Annotated in this window: 20 protein-coding genes; 7 read left to right on the top strand and 13 right to left on the bottom strand. The window is 72.0% G+C overall.

The window, feature by feature from the left end; genetic code table 11:
* Positions 1-18: 18 nt before the first annotated feature.
* The 4 genes from ACRWND_RS16785 to ACRWND_RS16800 are packed head-to-tail and all read right to left on the bottom strand — an operon-like array spanning position 19 to position 3,159.
* Complete coding sequence (locus ACRWND_RS16785; protein WP_431950052.1) at positions 19-444, bottom strand: Fur family transcriptional regulator; 426 nt, start codon at positions 442-444, stop codon at positions 19-21.
* A 51-nt stretch (positions 445-495) separates the two neighbouring features.
* Entirely contained in the window at positions 496-1,389 is an 894-nt protein-coding gene (locus ACRWND_RS16790; protein WP_431950054.1) for a metal ABC transporter permease, read from the bottom strand.
* Complete coding sequence (locus ACRWND_RS16795; RefSeq protein ID WP_431950056.1) at positions 1,389-2,150, bottom strand: metal ABC transporter ATP-binding protein; 762 nt, start codon at positions 2,148-2,150, stop codon at positions 1,389-1,391. Before ACRWND_RS16795 ends, ACRWND_RS16790 begins: the two co-directional genes overlap by 1 nt.
* Positions 2,151-2,184: 34 nt before the next feature.
* Positions 2,185-3,159 carry a metal ABC transporter substrate-binding protein gene (locus tag ACRWND_RS16800; protein ID WP_431950058.1) on the bottom strand — a complete coding sequence of 325 codons (975 nt, stop codon included), beginning with the start codon at positions 3,157-3,159 and terminating at the stop codon, positions 2,185-2,187.
* A gap of 185 nt (positions 3,160-3,344) precedes the next feature.
* Between ACRWND_RS16800 and ACRWND_RS16805 the strand changes: the two genes are divergently transcribed.
* Positions 3,345-4,727 (top strand): glycine--tRNA ligase, encoded by a 1,383-nt coding sequence (locus ACRWND_RS16805; protein ID WP_431950060.1) that lies wholly within the window; start codon positions 3,345-3,347, stop codon positions 4,725-4,727.
* A gap of 85 nt (positions 4,728-4,812) precedes the next feature.
* On the opposite strand, the gene ACRWND_RS16810 is transcribed toward ACRWND_RS16805, so the two are convergent.
* Both ACRWND_RS16810 and ACRWND_RS16815 read right to left on the bottom strand, forming a co-directional pair.
* Positions 4,813-5,043 (bottom strand): hypothetical protein, encoded by a 231-nt coding sequence (locus tag ACRWND_RS16810; protein ID WP_431950062.1) that lies wholly within the window; start codon positions 5,041-5,043, stop codon positions 4,813-4,815.
* A 264-nt stretch (positions 5,044-5,307) separates the two neighbouring features.
* Positions 5,308-6,828 carry an MFS transporter gene (locus ACRWND_RS16815; RefSeq protein ID WP_431950104.1) on the bottom strand — a complete coding sequence of 507 codons (1,521 nt, stop codon included), beginning with the start codon at positions 6,826-6,828 and terminating at the stop codon, positions 5,308-5,310.
* A 113-nt stretch (positions 6,829-6,941) separates the two neighbouring features.
* Here ACRWND_RS16815 and ACRWND_RS16820 point away from each other — a divergent pair, with 113 nt between their 5' ends.
* Both ACRWND_RS16820 and ACRWND_RS16825 read left to right on the top strand, forming a co-directional pair.
* Positions 6,942-7,808, top strand: a complete 867-nt coding sequence (locus tag ACRWND_RS16820) for a helix-turn-helix transcriptional regulator (protein WP_431950064.1) — start codon at positions 6,942-6,944, stop codon at positions 7,806-7,808.
* 216 nt (positions 7,809-8,024) lie between these two features.
* Entirely contained in the window at positions 8,025-10,118 is a 2,094-nt protein-coding gene (locus ACRWND_RS16825; RefSeq protein ID WP_431950066.1) for a LamG-like jellyroll fold domain-containing protein, read from the top strand.
* A gap of 140 nt (positions 10,119-10,258) precedes the next feature.
* On the opposite strand, the gene ACRWND_RS16830 is transcribed toward ACRWND_RS16825, so the two are convergent.
* From ACRWND_RS16830 to ACRWND_RS16840, 3 genes are read right to left on the bottom strand one after another with little or no spacing between them, the layout of a single operon-like run.
* Positions 10,259-10,846 carry an NADAR family protein gene (locus ACRWND_RS16830; protein WP_431950068.1) on the bottom strand — a complete coding sequence of 196 codons (588 nt, stop codon included), beginning with the start codon at positions 10,844-10,846 and terminating at the stop codon, positions 10,259-10,261.
* 50 nt (positions 10,847-10,896) lie between these two features.
* The gene (locus tag ACRWND_RS16835; RefSeq protein WP_431950070.1) at positions 10,897-11,319 is read right to left on the bottom strand and encodes a MarR family winged helix-turn-helix transcriptional regulator; all 423 of its coding nucleotides are present in this window, start codon (positions 11,317-11,319) and stop codon (positions 10,897-10,899) included.
* Positions 11,316-12,728, bottom strand: a complete 1,413-nt coding sequence (locus ACRWND_RS16840) for an MFS transporter (RefSeq protein WP_431950072.1) — start codon at positions 12,726-12,728, stop codon at positions 11,316-11,318. Before ACRWND_RS16840 ends, ACRWND_RS16835 begins: the two co-directional genes overlap by 4 nt.
* Positions 12,729-12,820: 92 nt before the next feature.
* On the opposite strand from ACRWND_RS16840, the gene dusB reads away from it, so the two are divergent.
* Together dusB and ppdK are read left to right on the top strand one after the other, a co-directional pair.
* Positions 12,821-13,969: a tRNA dihydrouridine synthase DusB gene (gene dusB, locus ACRWND_RS16845; RefSeq protein WP_431950074.1), complete on the top strand. Its 1,149-nt coding sequence runs from the start codon at positions 12,821-12,823 to the stop codon at positions 13,967-13,969.
* 449 nt (positions 13,970-14,418) lie between these two features.
* Positions 14,419-17,115, top strand: coding sequence for a pyruvate, phosphate dikinase (gene ppdK, locus ACRWND_RS16850; RefSeq protein WP_431950106.1), 2,697 nt, complete (start codon positions 14,419-14,421; stop codon positions 17,113-17,115).
* A gap of 87 nt (positions 17,116-17,202) precedes the next feature.
* Here the strand turns inward: ppdK and ACRWND_RS16855 are convergent, their stop codons facing one another.
* The 3 genes from ACRWND_RS16855 to ACRWND_RS16865 all read right to left on the bottom strand — a co-directional run bounded on the left by ACRWND_RS16855 (position 17,203) and on the right by ACRWND_RS16865 (position 20,004).
* The gene (locus tag ACRWND_RS16855; RefSeq protein WP_431950076.1) at positions 17,203-18,363 is read right to left on the bottom strand and encodes an alkaline phosphatase PhoX; all 1,161 of its coding nucleotides are present in this window, start codon (positions 18,361-18,363) and stop codon (positions 17,203-17,205) included.
* A gap of 436 nt (positions 18,364-18,799) precedes the next feature.
* Entirely contained in the window at positions 18,800-19,747 is a 948-nt protein-coding gene (locus tag ACRWND_RS16860; RefSeq protein ID WP_431950078.1) for an oxidoreductase, read from the bottom strand.
* Positions 19,748-19,806: 59 nt separating this feature from the next.
* Complete coding sequence (locus ACRWND_RS16865; protein WP_431950080.1) at positions 19,807-20,004, bottom strand: antitoxin; 198 nt, start codon at positions 20,002-20,004, stop codon at positions 19,807-19,809.
* 148 nt (positions 20,005-20,152) lie between these two features.
* Here ACRWND_RS16865 and ACRWND_RS16870 point away from each other — a divergent pair, with 148 nt between their 5' ends.
* On the top strand, positions 20,153-20,461 hold the full coding sequence (locus ACRWND_RS16870; RefSeq protein WP_431950082.1) for a hypothetical protein: 309 nt from the start codon (positions 20,153-20,155) through the stop codon (positions 20,459-20,461).
* Positions 20,462-20,605: 144 nt separating this feature from the next.
* Here the strand turns inward: ACRWND_RS16870 and ACRWND_RS16875 are convergent, their stop codons facing one another.
* Entirely contained in the window at positions 20,606-21,271 is a 666-nt protein-coding gene (locus ACRWND_RS16875) for a SanA/YdcF family protein (RefSeq protein WP_431950108.1), read from the bottom strand.
* Between the two features lie 131 nt (positions 21,272-21,402).
* On the opposite strand from ACRWND_RS16875, the gene ACRWND_RS16880 reads away from it, so the two are divergent.
* Positions 21,403-21,825, top strand: coding sequence for a gamma-glutamylcyclotransferase family protein (locus ACRWND_RS16880; protein ID WP_431950084.1), 423 nt, complete (start codon positions 21,403-21,405; stop codon positions 21,823-21,825).
* Positions 21,826-22,036 lie beyond the last annotated feature (211 nt).

Consider the following 22,036-nt stretch of genomic DNA (forward strand, 5'->3'; position numbering starts at 1 on the left):
CGGCGGCCGGCGCCCCGTTCAGCCGGCGGCCGAGCCCCCGCAGCCGGCGCAGTCGGCGCAGGTGCCGAAGATCTCCACGGTGTGGGCGACGTCGACGAAGCCGTGCTCCTCGGCGATGGTGTCGGCCCACTTCTCGACGGCGGGACCCTCGACCTCGACGGCCTTGCCGCAGACCCGGCAGACCAGGTGGTGGTGGTGACCGCTGCTGCAGCGCCGGTAGACGGACTCGCCGTCCCCGGTGCGCAGCACGTCGATCTCGCCGGCGTCGGCGAGGGACTGCAGCGTGCGGTAGACGGTGGTGAGGCCGACCGAGTCACCCCGGTGCTTCAGGAGGTCGTGCAGCTCCTGCGCGCTGCGGAACTCGTCGGCCTCGGCGAGGGCCGCGGCGACGGCGGCACGCTGCCGCGTCGATCGGCCGCGGACGGGGGGCTTGGCGGTCGTCACCGGTGGCCTCCTACTCGGTCGGGTGGTCGGTCATTCTGCCAGGCCGGGTGCTCATACCCGGACGTCGTCCTCGGTGGGACGCGCCGCGGGTACCTCCAGGGTGCACCGCGTCCCGTCCCCCTCGGCCCGCCGTGCGCGCTTTTTCGACAGAGGCGCGGCCAGCAGCGTCAGCACGACGAAGACGCCGATGGCGAGCAGCACGATGGTCGGCCCGCCGGGAACGTCGGCGTAGTACGAGGTCACCGTCCCGGAGAAGGAGACCGTCACGCCGATCACGACCGACAGCGCGAAGGCGCCGGCGAAGCTGCGGACGATCTGCTGCGAGGCGGCGACCGGAATCACCATCAGCGCGCTGACCAGAAGCAGCCCGACGACCCGCATCGCGACCGTGACCGTGACCGCCGCGGTGACGGCCACCAGCAGATTGAGCAGCCGCACCGGCAGGCCGGTCACCCTGGCGAACTCCTCGTCCTGGGAGACCGCGAACAGCTGCCGCCGCAGGCCCACGGTGACCAGCACCACGAAGCCGGCCAGCAGGCAGATCGCGGTGATGTCCTGCGGCGAGACGGTGGTGATGGAGCCGAACAGATAGGTGACCAGGTTGGCGTTGGAGCCGTTCGGCGCGAGCGAGGTGAACAGCACGCCCGCCGCCATGCCGCCGTAGAAGAGCATGGCGAGCGCGATGTCGCCGCGCGTCTTGCCGTACCAGCGGATGAGTTCCATGACGACCGCGCCCGCGACCGAGACGGCGGTCGCCATCCACACCGGGTTGGTGCTGAGCAGGAAGCCGAGGCCGACGCCGGTGAGGGCGACGTGACCGATGCCGTCGCCCATCAGGGACTGGCGGCGCTGGACGAGGTAGATGCCGATCGCGGGAGCGGTGATGCCGACGAGGACGGCGGCGATCAGCGCCCGCTGCATGAAGGCGTAGGAGAACAGCTCCATCACAAAAGCCCCGTCCGGATCGGCTCGGCCGTGCGGCCCGCGTGCGGGTGGACATGGTCGTGGCCGGGCAGCGCGTGCTGCCCCAGGGCCTTCGGCGGCGGGCCGTCATGGACGACGCAGCCGTCGCGCAGCACCACCGCGCGGTCGATCAGCGGCTCGAGCGGGCCGAGTTCGTGCAGGACCAGCAGCACGGTGGTGCCCAGCGAGACCTGTTCGCGCAAGGTCCCGGCGAGCACTTCCTGACTGGCGAGGTCGACGCCGGCCATCGGCTCGTCCATGATCAGCAGTTCGGGTTCGACGGACAGCGCGCGGGCGATGAGCACCCGCTGGTGCTGGCCGCCGGAGAGCGCCTCGACGGGGTCCCCGGCCCGGTCGGCCATCCCGACCAGTTCCAGGGCGCGCTCGACGGCCCGGCGGTCCGCTTTGCGGGGCAGCCCGAGCCTCGTACGCGCAAGCCGCCCGGCGGAGACGACCTCGCGCACGGTGGCGGGGACGCCGGACGCGGCTGTGGTGCGCTGCGGCACGTAGCCGATCCGGGCCCAGTCGCGGAAGCGGTTCAGCGGGGTGCCGAACAGCTCCAGTCCGCCAGAGGTGAGCGGCACCTGGCCGACCACCGCGCGGATCGCGGTGGACTTGCCCGAGCCGTTGGCGCCGAGCAGTGCGACGACCTCGCCGCGCCGCACGGTCAGGTCCACGCCGCGCAGCACCGGCCGTGAGCCGAGCGCGGCGGTCGCGTCCCGCATCGCTATGACCGTGTCCATTCCAGCCTCCGTACCGGGCTCCGTCATCGTTGCCTCACTTCGCCCCGAGCGCCGCGCGCAGGGCCTGAAGGTTGCTGTGCTGGACCTCGAGGTAGTCGCGGCCCGCGGACTTGTCGGTGATGCCCTCGATCGGGTCGAGCACCGCGGTCTTCAGGCCGAGGTCGCCGGCGAGGGTCCTGGCGGTCCGGTCGCTGGCCAGCGTCTCGAAGAATACGGTGCTGACCCCCTTGTCCTCGGCGAGGGTGTGGAGCTCCTTCATCCGGGCGGCGCTGGGCTCGGACTCCGGGTCGATGCCGCTGATCGCCTCCTCGACCAGCCCATAGCGCTCGGCGAGGTAGCCGAAGGCGGCGTGGGTGGTGATGAAGGTGTCCGAGGTGCGGTTCTTCAGCCCGTTCACGAAGTCGGAGTCGAGCGCGTCCAGCTTCTTCACCAGCGCGGTGGTGTTCTTCGCGTACGCGGCGGCGTGGTCCGGGTCCGCCTTGGCGAGCGCCTTGCCGACGCCTTCGGCGACCTTCGCGTAGCGGACCGGGTCGAGCCAGATGTGCGGGTCGGCGCCGGCGTCCTCCTCGTCCCCGTGGTCGCCTTCCCCTCCTTCGTCTCCCGAGTGGTTGTCCCCGGTGGTGTGGTGGTGGCCGTCGACCTCGGTGCCGTGGTCCTCGAGCGGGGTCAGCGCGGCCGCGTCGACGGTGTCGGCCACGCCGGACTGGGCTATGGCGTCGTCGACGGCGGGCTGCAGGCCCTTGAGGTAGACGATGACGTCGGACTCGCCCAACTCGCCGGTCTGGCGGGGGGTGAGCTCCAGGTCGTGCGGTTCGGTGCCCGGCTTGGTCAGGCCCGTCACGTCGACGTGCCCGCCGCCGATCTGCTCGGCCAGGTACTGCATCGGATAGAACGAGGCGGTGACCTTCAGCCTGCCGTCCCCGCCGCTCGCGTCCGCGGCGGAGCAGGCGGAGAGGGCGACCAGTCCGGTGACGGCGGTCAGGGAGAGCACTGCACGACCTATGTTCATGACACCCATTTTCAACAAATCTGGAAACGATTGTCAATTGGCCTTGCGCCCGACCCCTCCCGCGACGCCGGACCGCGGAACCGATTTGATACAGGCCCCGCACCCGCCGGTAATCTGAGGTATTCGCCGGACCGCACGCGACCCGGCGGACCTCACCGACCGCTTCGTCGTCTGAAGAGAGCACCGTGGCCGCCGACAAGATCGACACCATCGTCAGCCTGAGCAAGCGCCGTGGCTTCGTTTTCCCCTGCAGCGAGATCTACGGCGGTCAGCGCGCCGCCTGGGACTACGGGCCGCTGGGCGTCGAACTGAAGGAGAACATCAAGCGCCAGTGGTGGCGTGCGATGGTCACCTCCCGGGAGGACGTGGTCGGCCTCGACTCCTCGGTGATCCTGGCCCGCGAGGTCTGGGAGGCCTCGGGCCACGTGGCCACGTTCACCGACCCGCTCACCGAGTGCACCTCCTGCCACAAGCGTTACCGCGCGGACCACCTGGAAGAGGCGTACGAGGCCAAGCACGGCCACCTGCCGGCGGGCGGCCTGTCCGAGCTCAACTGCCCCAACTGCGGAAACAAGGGCACCTTCACCGAGCCCAAGCAGTTCTCGGGCCTGCTGTCCACCCACCTCGGGCCGACGCAGGACTCCGGCTCGGTGGCCTTCCTGCGCCCGGAGACCGCGCAGGGCATCTTCACCAACTTCGCCCAGGTGCAGACCACCTCGCGCCGCAAGCCGCCGTTCGGCATCGCCCAGACCGGCAAGTCCTTCCGCAACGAGATCACCCCCGGCAACTTCATCTTCCGGACCCGCGAGTTCGAGCAGATGGAGATGGAGTTCTTCGTCAAGCCGGGCGAGGACGAGACCTGGCACGAGTACTGGATGCAGCAGCGCTGGGACTGGTACCGCGACCTCGGCATGCGCGAGGAGAACATGCGCTGGTACGAGCACGCCAAGGAGAAGCTGTCCCACTACTCCAAGCGCACCGTCGACATCGAGTACCGCTTCAACTTCGGCGGCACGGAGTACTCCGAGCTCGAGGGCATCGCCAACCGCACCGACTACGACCTCAAGGCCCACAGCCAGGCCAGCGGCCAGGACCTGTCGTACTTCGACCAGGAGGCCGGCGAGCGGTACTTCCCGTACGTCATCGAGCCCGCGGCGGGTCTCAACCGCGCCATGCTCGCCTTCATGCTCGACGCGTACAACGAGGACGAGGCGCCCAACGCCAAGGGCGTGATGGAGAAGCGCACCGTCATGCGCCTCGACCCGCGTCTGGCGCCGGTCAAGGTCGCCGTCCTGCCGCTGTCGCGCAACCCGCAGCTCTCGCCGAAGGCCAAGGGCCTCGCGGCCGACCTGCGCCGCCACTGGAACATCGAGTTCGACGACGCCGGCGCCATCGGCCGCCGCTACCGCCGTCAGGACGAGATCGGCACCCCGTTCTGCGTGACCGTCGACTTCGACACCCTCGACGACAACGCGGTCACCGTCCGTGAGCGCGACACCATGAAGCAGGAGCGCGTCTCGCTGGACCAGGTCGAGGCCTACCTCGGCGGCCGGCTGCTCGGCTGCTAGGTCAGGACCCGGAGGTACGCCAGAGGCGCCCGGCCGCCCCCGCAAGGGGCGGCCGGGCGCCTTTCGCACGCGTTCAGCGCCCGGGTCAGGCCTCCAGGCCCCGCAGGACCAGGTCGCTGACCGCTCTGAAGGCGGCGTCGATGCCCGGGGCCGCCCACTCGGCGGCGTAGGCCGGGTCGTGGAAGCGGCAGGTGGCGTCCCACACGGCCTGCGCGGCCGCTTCGGGGTCGTCGGCGAAGAAGTCGCCGGCGGCCACGCCGTCCTTGATCATGCGGGTGAGGTGGGCGACCATGCCGGCGACGTGCTGGGCGACCACGGAGCTGTGCTCGTCGGTGAGCCACCAGATAGGTGGCGAACCATGTGTACGTCACCCGGCGCGACCTCGAGTCGCCGGCTCCGGACAGGTCTGGGCCCACGGGCGCGCCATGAGCGGGGACGCCTTCCGAGAACTCGCGGACGAGAGGTGCTGACAGGCCGAGGGGCGCCGTCGCGCGGAGCGCTGCCGGGCTCCGGACCCGCGTCGGCACCGCCTGGGTGAGGTGAGGGGGCGGCCCCGGTGGGTGGGCCGCCCCCTCACCGCTCAGGCCACGTGGCGCGGCAGCCGCAGGCTGGCCAGCGCCGTGACGGCCACGGCCGCCAGCTGCACCACCAGCACCACGACCAGCGCGTCGCGGGTGCCGTGCCCGGGGGCCAGGGAGAGGAAGAGGGTGCCGAGAGTGGCCACTCCCAGGGCCAGCGACGACTGCTGCGTGGTCACCATGACGCCGCTGCCCACCCCGGCTCGTTCGCCCGGCACGTCCGCGAGCACCATCCGGAACAGCACCGGCATCTGCAGCCCCTGCCCGAAGCCGGCGATCGCCATGCCCGGCAGCAGAGCCCAGACCGTCATCCCGGAATCCCACGTGCGGGCCACGGCCAGTGCCAGCACCACGATGCCGACACCTTGCAGGACGCCGCCCCCGGTGATCACGCGTCCTCCGTAGCGGCCCACGAGGCGCGGCCCGGCCAGCGAGGCGATGAAGAACGCCACCGCCATCGGCACCAGCGTGGCGCCCGCCTCCACCGGCCCGTACCTCAGGCCCTGCTGCAGGGCGACCGCGATCACGAACATGAAGCCGCCGAAGCCGATGGAGAACGGCACCAGCAGCGGCAGCGCCCGGCGCATACCGGAGAGCGCGAACAGGCTGGGCGGCACCAGAGGGATCCGCCCGGCGCGGTCGGCGCGCCGCTCGACCAGGAAGAACGCCAGGGCCGCGAAGGGGAAGACCCCGAGCGACAGCCAGGTCCACGCCGGCCAGCCGGCCGCCCGGCCCTCGGTCAGCGGCGCCAGCAAGGTCACCAGCGACACCGCCAGCAGCAGGGTGCCGGGCCGGTCGACCGGCGCGGGCCGGTCGGAACGGGTCTCCGGCACCGAGCGCAGCGCGAGCACCAGACCGACCGCCGCGACCGGCACGTTGACCAGGAACACCGAGCGCCATCCACTGCCGGCGATGTCGGCGGCGACCAGGACACCGCCGAGGATCTGGCCCGCGACCATCGACAGGCCCGCGGTCGCGCCGTACAGGCTCAGCGCCTTGGCCCTGCGGTGGCCGGCCGTCGAGGAGTGGATGGTGGCCAGCACCTGCGGCAGCATCAGCGCGGCCGCCGCGCCCTGCGCCACGCGGGCGCCCACCAGCAGCCACGGGTTCGGCGCCAGCCCGCAGGCGAGCGAGGTCAGGCCGAAGGCCGCCATGCCGGCGAGGAAGAGGCGGCGGCGGCCGAAGGAGTCGCCGAGCCGGCCCCCGAGCACCAGCAGCACCGCGTACGCCACGCCGTAGCCCGCCACGACCAGCTCCAGCAGGGCGGGCCCGGCGTGCAGGTCGGTGTCGATGGCGGGCAGGGCGACATTGACGATGAAGAAGTCGATGAGCGGGAGCGCCGCGCCGACCAGGACGGTGAACAGGCCCAGCGCACTGAGCACCGGCGGGGCCTGCCCTGGCGGCGCCTGGGCGGCTGGTGCCGCGGCTCTCACGGCAGGTTCGGGGCCCGCGCCGCCGACCCGGATGACGCGTGGCCGCACCTCGGCGCGGGAGCGGATGTCGGCGGAGAGCGGGGCTTCCATGGGATCGGTCACGTATGTCACAGTGCTTCAAGCCCCAAGGGGGTACCAGACAGCGTTTATCCGGGTACCACAACCACCTGGCAAGGGTGTGGGGCCTCGGGCACCCTGGAGACATGACGTCTCCCAGCGCCGCCGCGCGCAGCGAGCTCGCTTCCTTCCTCCGCAGCCGACGCGAGCGGATCTCGCCGGAGCAGGTGGGACTCCCGCTCGGCCGCCGACGCCGCACCCCGGGACTGCGCCGCGAGGAGGTGGCCCAGCTGGCCGCGGTCGGGGTCACCTGGTACACGTGGCTCGAGCAGGCGCGGGAGATCCAGATCTCCGCGCAGGTGGCCGACTCCATCGCCCGGGCCCTGATGCTCGACCCGAACGAGCGCAGCCACCTCTTCCTGCTCGCCGGGGTGCAGGACCCCAACCCGCGTGCCCACTGCCCCGGGATGTCCGACCAGATCCGGGAGATGCTGGCGAAGCTTGAGCCGCTGCCGGCCGCGGTGCTCAACAGCCGCACCGACGTCATCGCGCACAACCGGACCTACGCCCGGCTGGTCGACGACCTCGACCGCCTCCCCTTCGAGGACCGCAACATCATGTGGCTGGTCTTCACCGACCCCGCCTGGCGCGAGGGCCTGCCCGACTGGCACGAGACCAGCCGGCAGATGGTCGCCAAGTACCGTGCGGCGATGGCTGAGCACCTCGCGGAACCGGCGTGGAAGTCCCTGGTGCGGCGGCTGGAGCAGGTCTCCCCGGAGTTCCGCGAATTGTGGGAGCGGCACGAGGTGCAGGAGCCGGAGAACCGCACCAAGCGCTTCCTCAACCCGTGGGTCGGCCTGCTGACCTTCCACTTCACCCACCTGTGGCTCGGCCCCGGCCCGGGCCCGCGGCTGGTCACCTACTCCCCGGCCGACGCGACCACCCGCGAGCGGCTGGACCGGCTCTACGAGACGGCCAGGTCCGCGCCGAGCGTCATGCCGCTCCCGGTGTGAGGAGCCGCCGGCGTGCTGCGGCCGCAGGGCCGGCGCGCCGTCCGCGGCCGAACAGGTGGGCGGGAGAAAACACTTTCAGTGCTGTCAGTGGCCTCTGTTAGCTTCGTGCGGCTCGTGTGATCCACGAGCGCGAGGACGCACAAGCGCACACAAGAGCGCACAGGGGAGGGTCACTTGACGGTGTTCGGAAGACCTGGCAGGCGCAGATCGTTGGCGGTGGGGATCTGTGCGGCGGCGCTGCTGGCCACGACCGCCGGCACGGCGCAAGCGGTGGACGACGCGCCGCCACACCAGCCGCTGGTGCACGACCTTCAGTCGGAGAGCAAGGCCTGCGCGACCGGCGACGACACGCCGTACGTCGCGCAGCCGCCCAGGCTCAGTGCCGTGCTGTACGACGACAACCGGCCCAACGAAGCCAAACCGCTCGGCGGCGAGTTCGAGGCGTGGTGGACGGACGCGGCAGGAGCGGAGCAGCGCCGAAGCTACATAACTATCACCTTGTCGTCGGGGTCGCGTTTCTACTGGACGATGCCGACCGACATCCCGGCGGACACGGTCGTCTCCTGGCACGTCCGCGCGAACGACGGCAAGGCGACCTCCGCGTGGAGCGATGAGGGCGACGGCTCGGTCTGCTCGTTCGTGTACGACGACGTGAACCCCGAGAAGGCGACGATCAGCTCTCCCGAATACCCCAACCCCGACGAGGTCTTCTGGGTGGACGGGGTGGGCGTCTACGGCCACTTCACCATGGACTCGCCTTCCGACGACGTGGTGTCGTACACGTATGGCTTCCTGGGCGGCCCTTACGGGACCGTCTCCGCGGAGCGGCCGGGCGCGGCTGTCACGGTCCGGTATCTGCCGCTCACTTCAGGGCCCAACTGGCTGACGGTCCGCGCCGTCGACAGGGCGGGCCGGAGCAGCGCGGAGTCGCGGTACGAGTTCAACGTCGCGTCCGGGCGCGCCCCTGTCGCCCGCTGGAGGCTGGACGACCCGGCCGGCTCCCGTTCGGCCGCCGCCGAGACGGGCACCGCCGCACGGGCCGGCATCGGCGTGACGTTCGGCGGCGCGGCACCCACCGGCACCGAAAGCACCGCCACGGTCGCCCTCGACGGCGGCGGCCACGGCTTCCTGACCACGGACGCCCCCGCCACCGACCTCAGCAGGACCTTCGCCGTCAGCGCCTGGGTGCGGCCCGCCGAGACGGGCCGGAACATGACCGTCGCCAGCCAGGACGCGGACGGGAAGCCCGGCTTCAGCCTCGGGCTGCGCAGCGGGGACGGCGGCGCGGCCTGGTCGTTCGCGACGGGTGGCGCGCGGGTGTCCGGTGGCGCGCCGGAGATCGGCGAGTGGGCACATCTGCTGGGGCTGTACGACGCGGAGACAGGTCGCGCGCGGTTGTACGTCAACGGCCATGAGGTCGGCACCGCGGCGGAGGCGGCTCCCGCCGCGACGAGCGGTGCGTTCCAGATCGGACGAGCCCGCGGGGTCAACGGCTACCGTGACCGGTGGCACGGCGACATCGGTGACGTGCAGGTCCACGACCGGGTCGTGGTGCCCGGTGAGGCGGCCGGACTGGGACGGCGCAAGCCGCAGCTGATCGGCCACTGGTCGCTGGAGAACGTGACGGACGGCGCGAGCCCCGAGCACGCGGACGGCGCGCCGCTGCGGCTCGGCACAGGAGCCTCCATCTACCGGGAGCCTTCGTGTATCCCGGACGTCGACCCCGACTGCCCCTACATGCCGCCGCCCCTCGCCGGTGAGGGGCATCTGCGCCTGGACGGCGAGACCGGGTACGCCGTTGCCGACGGGCCCGTCGTGGACACCGGGGACAGCTTCACCATCGGCGTCGTCGTCCGCCTCGCGGACGTCGCGCCGGCCCACCCGATGACCGTGCTCTCACAGGCGGGCGAGCACACCGATGCGTTCAAGGTGCGCTACGAGCCGTCCACGCACACCTGGCAACTGGTGATGCCGGAGAAGGACGAGGCCGGAGCTCCTGAGAGGGTGGTCTCACAGATCGCCGGAGCGGACGGCGGAGAGGGCCAGGGGCGCAGGCTCGCCGTGGTCTACGACGACGCGACCGACACGATCAAGCTCTATCTGGACGGATACACGCACGCTGGGGCGACCGCGATCCTTCCCAACGGTTGGCACAGCGGTGGCGCCCTTCAGATCGGCCGGGCGAAAGCCGGTGACGGTTGGGGCGAGTACCTCCACGGCGACGTGGACGAGGTGCAGGCCTACGCGGGTGCGCTGCGGGACGACGACGTGCTGCGCCTGGGCTCGGTGGCGGATCCCTGTCTCTGCTGATGCGGCCGAGCCGGAGCGGATAGAGAAGTCGACAGGACATCCTGACGACCCGCCGGAACCCGAGTTCCGGCGGGTCGCCGACGCGAACACTCGCGAGCGGCTGGACCGGCTCTACGAGACGGCCAGGTCCGCGCCGAGCGTCATGCCGCTGCCGGTGTGAGGAGCCGCCGGCGCGTCTCCATGAGGGCGAAGCCCAGCAGGTTCAGGCCGCGCCACCGCGCGGGGTCGGCGGCGGCCTCGTCTTCGGCGGTCAGGCCGATGCCCCATATGCGGTCCACCGGGCTGGCCTCGACCAGCACGCGCGAGCCGGTGCCCAGCAGGTAGGCGCGTAGGGCCGCGTCCTGGCCGAACTTGGCGACGTTGCCCTCGACGACCAGCTCCTCGCGGTGCCGTTCCCATGTCGCGCCGTCGAAGCCGCGCACCTCGCGCCCCAGCTTCTTGGCGGCGTGCGGATGCGGGGCGGCGAGGATCGCGGCGAGGGCCCGGTCGTCGCCGAAGAGGCGGGCTTTGCCGGCCATCATCCAGTGCTCCGCCGTGGCGTATCGGACGCCGTCGACGGTGAACTCCGCGGGCCACCACTGGCTGAGGCAGCCCGCGCCCACGCCGCCGTCGCGCTGCGGCTGGTGGCCCCAGAAGAACAGGTACTTCGGCCGTACGCCGCGCGCGGTCAGCTCCGTCAGCGCCGCCCTGGAGCGGGCGTCGCAAGGCTCGGTGATCTGCGTCGTCATGTCTGCGACGGTAGCGCCGGGCACCGACAGCGGCCCCCCGTTTTCCCCGCTCACCCGGGACCCGGTCCCAGCAGCTTGGCCACCACCCGGTCCAGCTGCGCGAGTTCCGCCGGGTCCAGCCCCACCAGGCCTGGCGGGGGAGTACCGAGGATGCGTTCGGCCTCCTGCGCCGCCGCGGCCCCGGCCGGTGTCACGCTCACGAGCTTGCGGCGCCGGTCGCGCGGGTGCGGCGTGCGTTCCACCAGCCCCCGGCGGGCGAGGTCGTCGACGACCAGCGTGGCGTACGGGCGGTCGGTCAGCAGGTCGGCGGCGAGGTCGCCGGGGGTCACGGGGCTCGCCGCGATCCGGCGCAGCGCCTTGACCCGGAAGAAGCTCATGCCGAGGGCCTCGGCGACCTCGCGGCGGCGTTCGTTGCGCTCGAGGACGAGTGTGCGGAGGTTGCGCCACACGCGGGTGGCCGTGGGCTCGTTCACCGGGCGCCCACCGGCTCGCGGGCGGCCTCCTCGCTGAACTGCGCGGCGGCGCGTGCCGCGGTGCCCGCGGCCCAGGGACCCGAGGTCAGCCACCCCAGCGCGAGGATCGCCACCCCGCAGCCGGTGACGATCCACCAGGCGGTGAGGTCGAGTCCGGCGGCGAGCGCCGCGCCCAGGACGGCCACGCCCAGGGACTGTCCGACCTGCCGGCTGGTCGAGGCCACCGCCGCCGCGACCCCCGCCTGGCTGCGCGGCATGCCGGAGACGGCGGTGTTGGTGATCGGCGCGTTGACGAAGCCGAAGCCGAAGCCGAACAGCACGTAGGCGGTGAACAGCTTCGCGTCCGAGGCGGTCGCGTCCAGCGCGGCGAACAGCACGCCGCTCGCCGTGAAGCCGAGCCCCGCCAGCAGCAGCGGCAGCCGCGGCCCGCGGCTGCCGACCAGGCGTCCGGAGAGCGGGGCGCAGACCAGGGCCATGACCGCCATCGGCAGCAGATGCAGACCCGCGTCCAGGGCCGACAGCCCGCGGACGTCCTGGAGGTACAGGGTGTTCAGGAAGAGGAAGCCGGCGAGGGCGGCGAAGGCGCTCACCGCTATCACCGTCGCCCCGCTGAAGGGCGCGCTGCGGAAGAAGCGCGGGTCGATGAGGGGTTCCCTGCGCCGCCGCTCGTAGCCGACCAGGGCCACCGCGGAGCACACGGCGAGGGCGAGGCAGCCGACGATGGCGGGGGAGCCCCAGCCCGCCGCGGGCGCCTCGATGATGGCGTACGTCAGCGAGCCGAGCACCGCGACGACCAGCAGCTGGCCGACCGGGTCGATCCGGCGCGGCCGGGGCGCGCGGGACTCGGGGACGTACAGCGTGGTCAGCACCAGGGCGAGCAGCCCGATCGGCAGGTTGATCCAGAACACCGAGCGCCAGCCGACCGTCTCCACGAGCGCGCCGCCGATGATGGGCCCGGCGGCCATGCTGATGCCGACGACGCCGCCCCACGCCCCGATCGCCCGCGCGCGCTCGCGCGGATCGGTGAAGACGTTGGTGATGATCGACATCGCGACGGGGTTGAGCATCGACCCGCCGACCGCCTGCAGCATGCGGAAGACCACCAGCCACTCCAGGCTGGGGGCGATGCTGCACAGACCGGACGCGACCGTGAAGATCACCAGGCCGGTTCGGAAGATCCGCCGCCGGCCGATCCGGTCGGCCGTCGAGCCGGAGAGCATGAGCAGCGAGGCCAGCACGAGGGTGTAGGCGTCGATGGTCCACTGCAGTCCGGACACGGAGGTGTGCAGGTCCCGGCGCATGGAGGGCAGCGCGACATTGAGGATGGTGTTGTCGAGGCTGACGATCAGCAGACTCATGCAGCAGATCGCCAGTACCAGAAGGCGTCTGCGCCGGCTCAGCTCGGGCATCGGGCTCCTTGTTCCGCACGCACTGGTTGTATGCGTGTAATCATTTCACGTTACACCCAATGCCGCCCGGGCGATACGGGAGAATGGTCCGCATGACTGCTGACGCCGCCGCACCCGCACTCCGCATCGGCCCGCACACCGTGTGGCCGCCGGTGGTGCTGGCACCGATGGCCGGGATCACCAACGCGCCGTTCCGCACGCTGTGCCGCGAGTTCTCCGGCGGCAAGGGGCTCTTCGTCTCGGAGATGATCACCACCCGGGCCCTCGTCGAGCGCAACGACAAGACGATGCACTTGATCCGCTTCGACGGCAGCGAGAAGCCGCGCTCGATCCAGCTGTACGGGGTCGACCCCGTCACCGTCGGCAAGGCGGTGCGGATGATCGTGGACGAGGACCTCGCCGACCACATCGACCTGAACTTCGGCTGCCCGGTCCCCAAGGTGACCCGCCGCGGCGGCGGCTCGGCCCTGCCCTACAAGCGCAACCTGCTCCGCTCGATCCTGCGCGAGGCGGTCGGCAACGCGGGCGACCTGCCGGTCACGATCAAGATGCGCAAGGGCATCGACGACGACCACACCACCTACCTGGACGCCGGCCGGATCGCCGTCGAGGAGGGCGTCACCGCCGTCGCGCTGCACGGCAGGACCGCTGCCCAGCACTACGGCGGCACGGCCGACTGGGAGGCGATCGCCCGTCTCAAGGAGCACGTCCCGGAGATCCCCGTGCTGGGCAACGGCGACATCTGGAGCGCCGCGGACGCGGTCCGGATGATGCGCGAGACCGGCTGCGACGGCGTCGTGGTCGGCCGGGGCTGCCTCGGCCGCCCCTGGCTGTTCGGCGACCTGGTGGCGGCCTTCGAGGGAGGCGGCGCCCCGGCCGCCCCGTCGCTGCGCGAGGTCGCCGCCGTCATGCGGCGCCACGCCGAGCTGCTGGGGGAGTGGCTGGGCGACGAGGAGCGCGGCGTCATCGACTTCCGCAAGCACGTCGCCTGGTACACCAAGGGCTTCTCGGTGGGCTCGGAGATGCGCCGCAAGCTGGCGATGACCTCGTCGCTGGCCGAGCTGGACGCCCACCTCGCCGACCTCGACCTGGACCAGGAATGGCCGGACGGCGCCGAGGGGCCGCGCGGCCGGACGGCAGGGAGCAAGCGCGTGGTGCTCCCGGACGGGTGGCTGGAGGACCCGTACGACTGCTCGGTGGTCGTCGGCGCCGACGCCGAGCTGGACACCTCGGGCGGCTGAGGACGTTCGCGGATGTTCCGGCCCGCCGCCGAGCCCGGCCGCCCGGCCGCCGAGACGTTCCCGGCGTGCGGTGAAGGGCCCGTGCCGCGAGTGATTCTCGCCACGTCTGATAGTGGCATTGCTCAGATGAGCGCGAGGAGTGTCGTGACACCTCTCCAATGAGTGGCACTGGGTGCCAGGGCTCTCGTCGACAGTTGGTCAAGTGATCCGTCACGCAGCGTCTCGGTTCCCGGGTGCGTCGGCCACGTTAGGAGAGCGTGTGTTCGACCCTTGAACGTGCCCCTCGTTCACCCGGAGGGACGCCCTGACTTTCGATCTCTCGGCGGATGGGTGGTTACAACCGTGTGACCTGGTGATTGACGTACTGCAGCGCCTTAGAGATGGGTACGCTCCCCGCCGTCAGGGCATCCCGGCCGCGAGGAGCGAGTCCCGTGTCGGAAGAACAAGTAATCCAGAAGTTCGTCTACGACTTCACCGAGGGCAACAAGGACCGCAAGGACCTGCTCGGCGGCAAGGGCGCGAACCTCGCCGAGATGACCAACCTCGAACTGCCCGTGCCCCCGGGCTTCACGATCACTACCGAGGCCTGCAAGGTCTACCTGGAGTCGGGCGCCGAACCCCCGGCGCTGCGCGACGAGGTGAGTGCGCACCTCGAAGCGCTCGAGAAGGGGATGGGCAAGAAGCTCGGGCAGGCGGACGACCCGCTGCTCGTCTCCGTCCGCTCGGGGGCGAAGTTCAGCATGCCGGGCATGATGGACACCGTTTTGAACATCGGCCTGTCCGACGCCTCGGTCGCGGGCCTCGCCGCGCAGGCCGGCAACGAGCGCTTCGCGTGGGACTCCTACCGGCGCCTGATCCAGATGTTCGGAAAGACCGTGCTGGGCGTCGACGGCGACCTCTTCGAGGACGCGCTGGAGCAGGCCAAACGGGCCAAGGGCGTCCACGACGACGTCGACCTGGACGCCGGCGACCTGCAGGCGCTGGTCGACCGGTTCAAGGCGGTCGTCGCCAAGGAGACCGGGCGGGACTTCCCGCAGGACCCGCGCGAGCAGATGGACATGGCCGTGCGCGCCGTCTTCGACTCGTGGAACGGCGAGCGCGCCAAGCTCTACCGCCGCCAGGAGCGCATCCCCGGCGACCTGGGCACGGCCGTCAACATCTGCTCGATGGTCTTCGGGAACCTGGGCTCCGACTCCGGCACCGGTGTCGCCTTCACCCGCGACCCGGCCACCGGCCACCAGGGCGTCTACGGGGACTACCTGTGCAACGCCCAGGGCGAGGACGTCGTGGCGGGCATCCGCAACACCGTGCCGCTCGCCGAGCTGGAGCAGCTGGACAAGACGTCCTACGACCAGCTGCTGCAGATCATGGAGACCCTCGAGACGCACTACAAGGACCTGTGCGACATCGAGTTCACCATCGAGCGCGGCAAACTGTGGATGCTGCAGACCCGCGTGGGCAAGCGCACCGCCGCCGCGGCCTTCCGCATCGCCACCCAGCTGGTCGACCAGGGCCTGATCGACGAGGCCGAGGCCCTGCAGCGGGTCAGCGGCGCGCAGCTGGCCCAGCTGATGTTCCCCCGCTTCGACGAGAAGGCCAAGGCCCAGCGGATCGGCTGGGGCATCGCCGCCTCGCCGGGCGCGGCGGTCGGCAAGGCCGTCTTCGACTCCTACACCGCCGTGAAGTGGTCGCGCTCCGGTGAGCAGGTCATCCTCATCCGCCGCGAGACCAACCCCGACGACCTCAACGGGATGATCGCCGCCGAGGGCATCCTCACCTCACGCGGCGGCAAGACCTCGCACGCCGCCGTCGTCGCCCGCGGCATGGGCAAGACCTGTGTGTGCGGCGCCGAGGAGCTCGAGGTCGACACCAAGCGCCGCCGGATGACGGCGCCCGGCGGGGTCGTGGTCGAGGAGGGCGACCTCGTCTCCATCGACGGCTCCTCCGGCAAGGTCTACCTCGGCCGGGTGCCGGTCGTCCCCTCACCGGTCGTGGAGTACTTCGAGGGCCGCATGCACGCCGGCGCCGACGACGCCGACGAGCTGGTCAAGGCCGTGCACCGGATCATGGCGTACGCGGACCGGGTCCGCCGGCTGCGGGTGCGCGCCAACGCCGACAACGCCGAGGACGCCGCGCGCGCCCGCCGTTTCGGCGCCCAGGGCATCGGTCTGTGCCGCACCGAGCACATGTTCCTCGGTGAGCGCCGGGAACTGGTGGAGCGGCTGATCCTCGCTGACACCGACTCCGAGCGCGACGAGGCGCTCGCCGCCCTGCTGCCGCTGCAGCGGGCCGACTTCGTCGAGCTCTTCGAGGCGATGGACGGGCTGCCGGTGACGGTGCGCCTGCTGGACCCGCCGCTGCACGAGTTCCTGCCCGACATCACCGAACTGTCGGTGCGCGTCGCGCTCGCCGAGGCGCGCAAGGACGCCAACGAGAACGACCTGCGCCTGCTGCAGGCCGTCCACAAGCTGCACGAGCAGAACCCGATGCTGGGCCTGCGCGGCGTGCGCCTCGGGCTGGTCATCCCCGGCCTGTTCGCCATGCAGGTGCGGGCGATCGCCGAGGCGGCGGCCGAACGCCGCAAGGCCAAGGGCGACCCGCGGGTCGAGATCATGATCCCGCTGGTGGGAACCGTCCAGGAGCTGGAGATCGTCCGCGAGGAGGCAGAGTCCGTCATCGCCGAGGCCGAGGCCGCCACGGGCACCAAGCTCGACCTCGCCCTCGGCACGATGATCGAGCTGCCCCGCGCGGCCCTGACCGCCGCCCAGATCGCCGAGGCCGCCGAGTTCTTCTCCTTCGGCACCAACGACCTGACCCAGACGGTCTGGGGATTCAGCCGCGACGACGTCGAGGCGAGCTTCTTCACCGCCTACCTGGAGAAGGGCATCTTCGGCGTCTCCCCGTTCGAGACCATCGACAAGGACGGCGTCGGCTCCCTCGTCCGCTCCGCCGCCGAGGCCGGCCGCGCCACCCGCCCCGACCTCAAGCTCGGCGTGTGCGGCGAGCACGGCGGCGACCCCGAGTCCGTCCACTTCTTCCACGAGGTGGGCCTGGACTACGTCTCCTGCTCCCCGTTCCGCATCCCCGTCGCCCGCCTGGAGGCGGGCCGGGCCGCCGCTCAGGACCACAGCAGCGGCAGCCGGTAACCACCGGCCCCGAAGACCATCTCCCACCCTCACCGGGGGCGGCGCCTTTGTGTGAAGGCGCCGCCCCCGCTTTCCGTTCCGCCCGCGTCAGGCCCGGAACGGGCCGCGCACCTCGTAGGTGATGCCGCCCGACGAGCTGCCGCTCGTGCCGCGCTGGGAGGAGAAGTACAGCCGGGTGCCGTCGGGGGAGAAGGCGGGACCGGTGATCTCGGAGGCGGACTGGCCGTTGACACGCAGGAACGGCGCGACGACGTCGTCCGGGGTGATCAGGCAGATCTCCATGCTGCCGCCGTCCTCGGCGACGTAGAGGTCGCCGGAGGAACTGCCGGTGATGTTGTCCACCCCCGTCAGCGGGGCGCTGCCGGAGACGACGAGGGAGTCGTCGTACGCCAGCGCGTAGGTACCGGCGGCCAGGTCGAGCCGCCAGACGCGGTTGTCGCCCTTGGTGGTGAACCAGACGGCGTCGTCGGCGTAGTGGCAGCCCTCGCCGCCGTTGAACCTCTTCGCGCCGGAGACCTGGCTGCGTGTCGCGGTCGGGGAGCCGTCAGGGTCGGGCACGTTCGCCCAGCTGAAGGTGCCCGAGGTCGCGGTGCCGGCGACCAGCACCTGCAGCGTCCCGGCGGAGAGGTCGCCCCACACGGCCGGGATGAACCGGTAGAAGCAGCCGTTGGTCTCGTCCTCGGTCAGGTAGACCACCTTGCGCACGGGGTCGGCGGCAGCCGCCTCGTGCTTGAACCTGCCCATGGCGGCGCGGCGGACGGCTGCCTGCACGCCGCGTGGGTCGGTCTCGTAGACGTAGCCGAGGCTGACCTCCTCGCAGGACAGCCAGCTGTTCCAGGGCGTCCTGCCGCCGGCGCAGTTCTGACGGGTGCCGGAGAGGATCCGATAGGCGCCGGTGACGGTGCCGGCGGCGTCGAACCGGACCGCGCTCGCGCCTCCGTTGGGGTCGATCTCGGAGTTGGAGACGTAGATCCAGCCGGTGCCGTCGGCGAAGCACGCGCCGCCGTCGGGCGCGTTGTGCCAGGTGTACGAGGTGCCCGGCACTGCCTGGCCGGACCGGGCGACGACCCGGCTGGTGAAACCGCTCGGCAGGGCGATGCCGTTGGCGTCGGGCGCCCGCAGCGCGCCGTAGGGGCCGGTGCCGGGCTGGGCGGGTGCGGCGTAGACCGCCCCGCGCATGAGGGTGCCGCCGAATGCGGCAGCCGAGCCGCCGACCACGGCTCCGCGCAGGAAGGTTCGACGTTCCACGATCACTCCAGGGACGACGGATGGCCCGCCCGGACCCAACGCCGCGGGCGGGTCGCGCACCGGAAGGCTAGGACGGGCGCCGCGGCCCCCGAGCCAACGTGGAGTGAACAGTCCGCTACTTTCCGCCTCGTTCACCGTCCTGGCGCAGACGTGCCGGGAGGCAGCGGATCGAGCCACCGCGGGCAGGTCGCCGGGGTGGGGTTCTCCCCCGCTCTCCCGGCCCTCCCCGCTTTCGGCCGAATACCCCACTTCCCGCTCCGGTCGGTGAGGGGCAGTGAGGTATGCCCGGGCCGCCCCCGCCGCTGACTCATGCCGAAACCGGCCGTCGCCCCGCCGAGCGGTGAACGGCCGGGGGCGACATGGGCGACCGGGGCCATTCGGACCCGCCTCACCCGCTGGTCCGCGGTTCCGTCAGGTGGCCGACGGCCGGTGCTGTTCAGAGCTCACTCCCGGCACCCTCGGACCGCCCGGGCAGGCCGTAGCGGACACCGGTGAGCCGCTCGGAAGCCGCCCACAGCATCTCGCCGGCGCGGTCGTCACGGGTCCACGGGGCACGCCACGAGGGGGCGGGGGAGCCGCGCCATCCCAGGAAGCGCGGGCCGGTGAAGGAGTCGGGGAGCACACCGGGAGCCGTGGCGGCGTACAGCACCGGGAGCGCGCCGGCGTCCGCGGACTGGGCGAGCACCCGGTTGCCCAGCTCGACCAGGCGTTCCACGGTCCGGCGGTGCTCCATGCGGGCGGCGCGGGTCTGCAGGTCGGTGTTCGCGTAGCCGGGATGGGCCGCCGCCGCGACGGTGTCCGCGCCCGCGGCCGCCAGCCGCCGCGACAACTCGTGGACGAAGAGCAGGTTGGCGCTCTTGGAGCGGGCGTAGGCGATCCACCGCCGGTAGCCGCGCTCGCTGCCCAGGTCACGGGGGTCGACCGTGGAGACCGCGTGCATGACGCTGGAGACGCAGACGACCCTTGCGCCGGGGGTGGCCAGCAGCCGTGGCAGCAGCAGCCCGGTCAGGGCGAAGTGGCCGAGGTGGTTCACGCCCATCTGCGTCTCGAAACCGTCGGCGGTGGTGCCGTACGGCAGGGCCATCACACCGGCGTTGTCGACCAGCAGGTCCAGCCCGGTGGCGTCGAACCCGGCGGCGAAGGCGCGCACCGAGGCCAGGTCGCCGAGATCCAGGTGGCGGTACCCGGCGCGGGCGTCGGGCACCTCGGCCTTGAGGCGCTCGACCGCCTCCTTGCCGCGGGTCTCGCTGCGGCAGGCGAGCAGCACCCTCGCGCCCCTGCGGGCGAGCTCGCGGGCGGTGCAGTAGCCGATGCCGCTGTTCGCTCCGGTGACGACGGCCGTGCGGCCGCTCTGGTCGGGGATGTCGTTCGCGGTCCACACCATGCGCGCCAGCGTAGGGCCGCCGCGCGCCCTTCACACGGGTGCGCGGCGGCCCTTCGGCGTCAGGAGTGCGGGGGACGGTCCTCGCCGGTGCTGCCGGAGCCGAACTCGTCGCCCAGCTTGTCCTGGGCGGTGTCGACCTGGCGCTGGTACTTTCCGCCGGTCTTCTCGTCCAGCATGTCGCCGCCCTTGTCGATGCCCCTCTGGGACTGGCTCTCGTGGCCCTTCAGCTTCGCCTTGATCTTGTCGAACATGGACATCGCTGTCCTCCTCGCCGTAAGTGGCACTGCTCTCAGCATCACCGCCCTGCCGAAGATCCGCATCCGGAACGCACGGTGGACCGAAACCGCAGGTCACAGGCTTGCGCGGCCCCCCACCGCGGTATGCGCGCGCCGTCACCGGTCTGCCGTGCGCCGCTCCGGTGTCCTCCTGCTCGCCTCCTGCGCGGTCTTCGCCCTCTGCCCCTTCATCAACGCGGCCGCGGAGTACCCGGATCGGAAGTGCCCGATCCACCAAGTCGTACTGCGGCACCGCGAGTGGTTCCACCACGTCCTGGAGGACACTTTCGCGACCATGGGCGTCGCGGACCCCCGGCGGTCCGCCGACATGGTGGTCGCCCTGCGCGACGGAGCGATGGTCGCGGGCTACCTCGGCGACTCCGGGTCCGCGGCGCGCACCCTGGTGCAGGGCGTCGGCCTGGTCGTCGCGGCGGGCTGAACACGAGAAACGGGCCCCGGCAGCGACTTCCGTCACTGCCGGGGCCCGTCTCGCCGGTACCTCCGAGCGGCGGGAGGGTGGGGGACGCCCGTGCGGGCGCACCGGACCCGCACACGACGACACACCGCAAGCACGGACCCCGAATCACCCCAGGGCGCGCTGGACGCCCCGCTCGCGAGGGCCGAGGAAGCGCGGATCCGGCGTGAACGCCGCGTCGAAGGCCGCCTTCACGGCTCCGGCGACCTCGCGGGCGCCGCCGTAGTACCAGGTCGCGTCGTGCGGCTCGTCGCCACCGATCCCGTACGCCTCGATCCCGGCCGCGCCGCACAGCGCCAGCGCCCGCCGTATGTGGAAGCCCTGGCTCACCAGCAGCGCCCGGTCGACGCCGAAGACCCGCCGGGCCCGTGCGCACGAGTCCCATGTGTCGAAGCCGGCGTAGTCGAGGACGACCTTGTCACGGGGCACGCCGTGCGCCGCCAGGTAGTCGCGCATCGCGGTCGGCTCGTCGTAGTCGGTGCGGCTGTTGTCCCCCGTGACGAGGACCGCCCGCACCCTGCCCGCCCTCCACAGCTCGGCGGCCGCGTCGAGGCGGTGGGCCAGGTAGGGGGAGGGCTCGCCGTTCCACAGGCCCGCGCCGAAGACGACGGCGACGGGCTCCGCGGGGGCGTCGGCCACCGCGCGGACCCGGTCGTCCGTGGTGACCCGGAGCCATGTCGCGGGCAGCAGGGCCAGCACGCCCAGCGCCACGGCGGCCCACAGCAGGCGCCGCCGGCCCCGCCTGGACCGCGGCAGCCGCGTGAGCCGCCGCAGCCGCGCGCGCCGCGGCCCCGGCCGTCGCGCGGGGACGGCCCTGACAGACGCCCCCCGTGTCCTCCCGTTCCCGCTTCCTTCCGCCACGTCCGAGTCGACGTTCCGCGCGTCCCTGCGGTTCCATGAGGGTGATGCCTGACGACGACTCCCGCCTCCCGTTCTTCGTCTACGGGACGCTGCGGCCCGGCGAGATCAACCACTCCTGGCTGCTGCGTGGCCGGACGACGTCCGAGACCCCCGCCGTGCTGCACGGCGCGTTGCTGTTCGAGGGCCCCGGCTACCCCTATGCCGTGGCCGACGAGCGCGGCCGTGTCCACGGCGACGTGATCCATCCGGTCGAGGACCTGTACCAGGAGGTGCTCGCGGACCTCGACCGTCTTGAGGAGTACAGCCCCGACGCGCCCGGGAACCTGTACGTGCGCGTCGTCCGCGACGTGCGCACCTATGCCGGGCAGACGCTGCCCGCCTGGGTGTACCTGGCGGTCGGCGACCGCGAGCGGAAGCTGCGCGCCGAGGGCCGCCCCATCGCCGGCGGCGACTGGAAGCGCCGCTGAGACGCCGCGCGCGGGGCCCTCACACCGGTGCGCGCGGCCTGTGACGCGGCGGAGGGGCGTCATCCGGCTGCAACGGCTCCGCAACCCCCGGTCGCGACACTCGGGTGCATGACGGCCGAGGAGCCGCACGGCGCGCCAGGACCGGACCGCTTCGACAGCACGGCACAGCTCCTTCTCCCGCGTCTCCGCGCGGCTCGGCAGCGGGTTGCCC

This window comes from Actinacidiphila sp. bgisy167 (assembly GCF_965342175.1).
GTDB lineage: Bacteria > Actinomycetota > Actinomycetes > Streptomycetales > Streptomycetaceae > Actinacidiphila.

What these genes read in the sequence shown, in the direction of transcription:
- ACRWND_RS16790 (WP_431950054.1), bottom strand. Translation starts at nt 1,389, where the DNA reads ATGGAGCTGTTCTCCTACGCCTTCATGCAGCGGGCGCTGATCGCCGCC.
- ACRWND_RS16795 (WP_431950056.1), bottom strand. Translation starts at nt 2,150, where the DNA reads ATGGACACGGTCATAGCGATGCGGGACGCGACCGCCGCGCTCGGCTCA.
- ACRWND_RS16800 (WP_431950058.1), bottom strand. Translation starts at nt 3,159, where the DNA reads ATGAACATAGGTCGTGCAGTGCTCTCCCTGACCGCCGTCACCGGACTG.
- ACRWND_RS16815 (WP_431950104.1), bottom strand. Translation starts at nt 6,828, where the DNA reads ATGGAAGCCCCGCTCTCCGCCGACATCCGCTCCCGCGCCGAGGTGCGG.
- ACRWND_RS16820 (WP_431950064.1), top strand. Translation starts at nt 6,942, where the DNA reads ATGACGTCTCCCAGCGCCGCCGCGCGCAGCGAGCTCGCTTCCTTCCTC.
- ACRWND_RS16830 (WP_431950068.1), bottom strand. Translation starts at nt 10,846, where the DNA reads ATGACGACGCAGATCACCGAGCCTTGCGACGCCCGCTCCAGGGCGGCG.
- ACRWND_RS16840 (WP_431950072.1), bottom strand. Translation starts at nt 12,728, where the DNA reads ATGCCCGAGCTGAGCCGGCGCAGACGCCTTCTGGTACTGGCGATCTGC.
- dusB (WP_431950074.1), top strand. Translation starts at nt 12,821, where the DNA reads ATGACTGCTGACGCCGCCGCACCCGCACTCCGCATCGGCCCGCACACC.
- ACRWND_RS16860 (WP_431950078.1), bottom strand. Translation starts at nt 19,747, where the DNA reads ATGGTGTGGACCGCGAACGACATCCCCGACCAGAGCGGCCGCACGGCC.
- ACRWND_RS16865 (WP_431950080.1), bottom strand. Translation starts at nt 20,004, where the DNA reads ATGTCCATGTTCGACAAGATCAAGGCGAAGCTGAAGGGCCACGAGAGC.
- ACRWND_RS16880 (WP_431950084.1), top strand. Translation starts at nt 21,403, where the DNA reads ATGCCTGACGACGACTCCCGCCTCCCGTTCTTCGTCTACGGGACGCTG.